The 3,452-nt window shown below is 65.4% G+C and carries 6 protein-coding genes; 3 read left to right on the plus strand and 3 right to left on the minus strand.

Going from position 1 to position 3,452, the window contains the following annotated elements; all coding sequences use genetic code 11:
• Positions 1-95: 95 nt before the first annotated feature.
• Positions 96-689: a DUF6456 domain-containing protein gene (locus tag EN750_RS24430; RefSeq protein ID WP_127397936.1), complete on the minus strand. Its 594-nt coding sequence runs from the start codon at positions 687-689 to the stop codon at positions 96-98.
• A 236-nt stretch (positions 690-925) separates the two neighbouring features.
• Between EN750_RS24430 and EN750_RS24435 the strand changes: the two genes are divergently transcribed.
• Positions 926-1,207, plus strand: a complete 282-nt coding sequence (locus EN750_RS24435; protein ID WP_127397938.1) for a DUF982 domain-containing protein — start codon at positions 926-928, stop codon at positions 1,205-1,207.
• A gap of 108 nt (positions 1,208-1,315) precedes the next feature.
• Entirely contained in the window at positions 1,316-1,624 is a 309-nt protein-coding gene (locus EN750_RS24440) for a DUF982 domain-containing protein (RefSeq protein ID WP_189526427.1), read from the plus strand.
• A 249-nt stretch (positions 1,625-1,873) separates the two neighbouring features.
• Here EN750_RS24440 and EN750_RS24445 read toward each other — a convergent pair whose 3' ends face one another.
• Positions 1,874-2,524 (minus strand): GcrA cell cycle regulator, encoded by a 651-nt coding sequence (locus tag EN750_RS24445; protein WP_127397942.1) that lies wholly within the window; start codon positions 2,522-2,524, stop codon positions 1,874-1,876.
• 113 nt (positions 2,525-2,637) lie between these two features.
• On the minus strand, positions 2,638-2,904 hold the full coding sequence (locus EN750_RS24450; RefSeq protein WP_245482789.1) for a hypothetical protein: 267 nt from the start codon (positions 2,902-2,904) through the stop codon (positions 2,638-2,640).
• Positions 2,905-3,107: 203 nt separating this feature from the next.
• Between EN750_RS24450 and EN750_RS24455 the strand changes: the two genes are divergently transcribed.
• Positions 3,108-3,452: helix-turn-helix transcriptional regulator (locus EN750_RS24455; RefSeq protein ID WP_145967879.1), on the plus strand; the 345-nt coding region annotated here is incomplete at its 3' end.

Here is a 3,452-nt window from a genome sequence, read left to right on the forward strand (position 1 = left end):
ACTCAGGATCGGGCGCATCGACTTGCCCTGCACGGCTTGGCCGACGTGGCTGGGGTCGAGAACCTCGCGCAACAGCGCCTGCCTGTTCCCTACCCTCACCGCTTCATCATCATCCCGTAATGCACTGCCAACAAATCCAGCCCCACCTTCAGCAGCTTCGTCACCACGTTCCGGCCCTCGCCGGTCTGCTCGGACAGGCGCTTGAGGGAACCGTCCGCGCAGCAGACTTGTCGCACCACGGCGGCCACCTCCCAATGGCCTAGCGCTCTTGTAGCGGCGGCATAGGCCCTGCCGGCGTCGAGCACACTGTCGGCGATGCCGCCGCCATCGCGGCCGCCGTCGACGCGCTCGGTCCAGCGCATCGGCTTGACATCAGCCTGCTGGCTGCAGCGGAAATCCTCGCGGTAGCGCAGACCTGCCTCGCGCTGCTGGCGCGACAGCGAGGTGATGCCGATAAGCGCATCGATGGCGCGCACCCGCACGATGCCGCCGGTGGCGGCGTAGCCGTCATTCGGCACCTCGTAGACACGAGCAGCCTCCAGCGTGCCCGCCGCCAGCCGCTTGCGGCCGAAGGCGTCATCCCTGAGCGCGAAATCATGGCCGATCTCGCGGCGTATGCGCACCTGCTCGGCCTCGCCCTTCGGCAATTTCGGCGCCTGCGGTTTGACGGGTCTGGTCCTTTTGCTCATGGGAGGCTCCTGGTTGGCTCGGGATGATGGAGAACGGCAAAGCGGCGATCCTTCGCGCTGTTGGGCATCTCCCCACATGGTCGGCAGGGCGGAGAGAGCCGCCGTTCGGTTGGCCTTCGTTGAATCGGAGGTCGTCGCCTCGCCGCTGCGCCAGCATCCTTGCCGCCCGGCATCCAGCTGGAACCGGCGCGAGCTTTCGACGTTATGTCGCGTCCATGCCAAGGGGAGGTTCGCCGATGACAGCCTTCATGCCGGTTACCGTGCGCTTTTGCGATAACAAAACCATGCTGGTCAGTTCGGTGGCCGGCGCAGCCGAGGCATTGCGCCACCAATGGCCCGACAAGACAGCACCTGGTTATCTCGAGGCGACGCGGCTGGTTACGCTCGCCGTCGAAGGCATCTGCTGCCAGCGCATTGCGTTCGACGCCTTCACCAGGGCGGCCAAGCAACAGAACATACTGGTGGCCAGGCCCAAAAGCCGCGCCCATGACTGGCTGGACGCGGTGGCTAGCCCATGAGGATCGCGCGCCGGCCGAAAAATTGATGCAACCGGCCGCCAGCGGGGCGCGTTTATCGATGCGGTAGTTGGAGCCGCGCGCAAAGCGAAGGTGAACGCCGTGGGTACGATGAAAACCGGAGTGCCGCTCAAAGTGCGGGTGGAAGATGAGATCGAAGAGATCGACAGCGTCAGCGAAGCCGCCGATTTTCTGCAGCGTTGGCCGCTCGAGCGACGCGGCCATGTCTACCGCAGTGCGCTGAACGCCTGCAGCGCGGCGATCGCCGCGCAGATTTCCGAAGCCGACGCCATGAAGGTGTTTACCGGCTTTGCCCGGGTCACCGGCATATTGGTCGACGAGGGCAACCCGGCGATGGCGATGGACGCAAGGAGCATGCAGAGCCGCACGCCCAAGCAAGGCCGGCAAATACCGAAATAAGATTTTGCTTCTTTCTCCCCGTTCACGGGGGTGAGGTGTGGTCCGCGCAGCGGACGAAAAGCCAATTGCTTGGCTTTTCGAACAGCGAACGCCCGGCAGGGCAATGAGGGGCGGCGCCAGCGCTTCGGTAAGTGGCATCTGAATCGGATGCTTGAATTTCATGTCAGCTTTCAATCCTGCCTCGTCAGCGCTGCCCCTCATCCGCCTGCCGGCACCTTCTCCCCGTGAACGGGGAGAAGAGACCAAGCCTCACCCCGTCGCCACAAATACGCGGCGCTGGAAGCGCGCCTGATGGTAGGTGCAATAGCTTTTCAGCGCCCCGGTGCGCATGCCGCAGCACAGCATGTCGGCGCCCGGCCGGCTGCCTGGCGCATCGTTTTCAGAATCCTCCTCCACCGTCAGATCCAGCGGCGCGCGGCAGCGGGAAAACAGGCAATCGATGAAACGCATCGCCACGCCATGCGGCTGCCGGCCAATGGCCGCGCGCGGCGGCGCCGGCGTCTCCAGGCGATAGGCTACGCCGTCGGCGATCAGCACGCCTACCTCGCGCACGAACGAATGGCGCCTGGGCCGGGCCACTTCACGCGCGGGGATGTCCTTGGCGGCAAGCACGCCATGCATCTTGCCGACGACAGGCGTCGCAGTCCCCGGGGCGCCAGTCGCCCGCTTGCTTTCAGCGCGCTTGCCCACCGCCTGTCTGGCTCGCGGCGGCGGTCCCTTGCCATTGGCAAAACCGATCGCGCCCAGCATGGCGTTGCGGTGCACGATGCCGATGATGGCGTCGCGCGACACCGGGCTGCCGCGCAACGCGCTGAACGCGACTGCAATCCTGGAGGCTGAAAGCCCGTCCTTCAGCCAGCGGCCGATCTCGTGCAATTCCGCGTCGCTATAGCTTGCCATATCCAGCTCCATCCAAAGTTCGGCCGCGCGCCGTCGGGCAGCGTCAAGGTTCGACCCGGTGGCCGGGTCGCAGTCAGGTTGTTTTTCAAGAGCCGGCTGTCAGCCGACCAGCCTCAGCCGGATTGGGTAGATTTCCCGCCGGCAAGGTGGAGAAGCCGCGCCTCGGCCGTGTTTCTATCCATGGCGGAAACCGCCCTGCCCGTTGGCCTGTCGAACAGGATGACGGTGCCGTCCTCGGTGCGGATGCAGGAGCGGCCAGCCGAAAAAACAGCGCCGGCGCCATGCCGGTCGGATTGGGGGCCGGAGCCGCTGGGAGCGGCGGCTCCGGCCGTTCCGGTCGCCGGAGACGGGCGGACCGGACCCGGGGCTGGTGCAGTCAAGCACCGAGCCTCGGGCTTCATCCTGGCCGGGGAGGAGGACAGCCGGGATGAAAGGGGGGCGACAGCCGCCGGGCACACCGCGCACGGGGCCGGCGCCATTGCGCCATCAAAGGTGGACAGGTTTTGCATAACCGTATATAAGCATAACTCACAAATTTATGCAAGCCATTCTTTCATAGACGAGAGCCACTTTCATCACTCACATGGTCGCCATGGCAAGAACGGAACTGTCGATCAAGGTCGGGGCGGCGATCCGCAAGGCGCGCAAGCAGCGCGGCATGGTCATGCGCCACATCGCCGAGCACAACGACACTGATGTCGCCGCCGTCGGCAATTGGGAAACCGGCCGCAATCTGCCCAAGACCGAGAACCTCCTGAAGACCGCCGCCTTCCTGCGCGTCGACCCGGTGGCGCTAGGTCAAGGGCAGGTCGTGTTTCTCGACGATGCCGGACCGGTCGCCGATGCGGAGATCGTCACCGATACCGGTCCGCTACCCGCGGGGTCGATGGATATCGAGGTGCTGGGCGCGGCCGTCGGCGGCGACATC

Source organism: Mesorhizobium sp. M7A.F.Ca.ET.027.03.2.1 (genome assembly GCF_003999175.1).
In the GTDB taxonomy this organism is placed as follows: domain Bacteria; phylum Pseudomonadota; class Alphaproteobacteria; order Rhizobiales; family Rhizobiaceae; genus Mesorhizobium.

Excerpts from the sequence above, each read along its gene's own strand:
- EN750_RS24430 (WP_127397936.1), bottom strand. The coding sequence starts at position 689 with ATGAGCAAAAGGACCAGACCCGTCAAACCGCAGGCGCCGAAATTGCCG.
- EN750_RS24435 (WP_127397938.1), top strand. The coding sequence starts at position 926 with ATGACAGCCTTCATGCCGGTTACCGTGCGCTTTTGCGATAACAAAACC.
- EN750_RS24440 (WP_189526427.1), top strand. The coding sequence starts at position 1,316 with ATGAAAACCGGAGTGCCGCTCAAAGTGCGGGTGGAAGATGAGATCGAA.
- EN750_RS24445 (WP_127397942.1), bottom strand. The coding sequence starts at position 2,524 with ATGGCAAGCTATAGCGACGCGGAATTGCACGAGATCGGCCGCTGGCTG.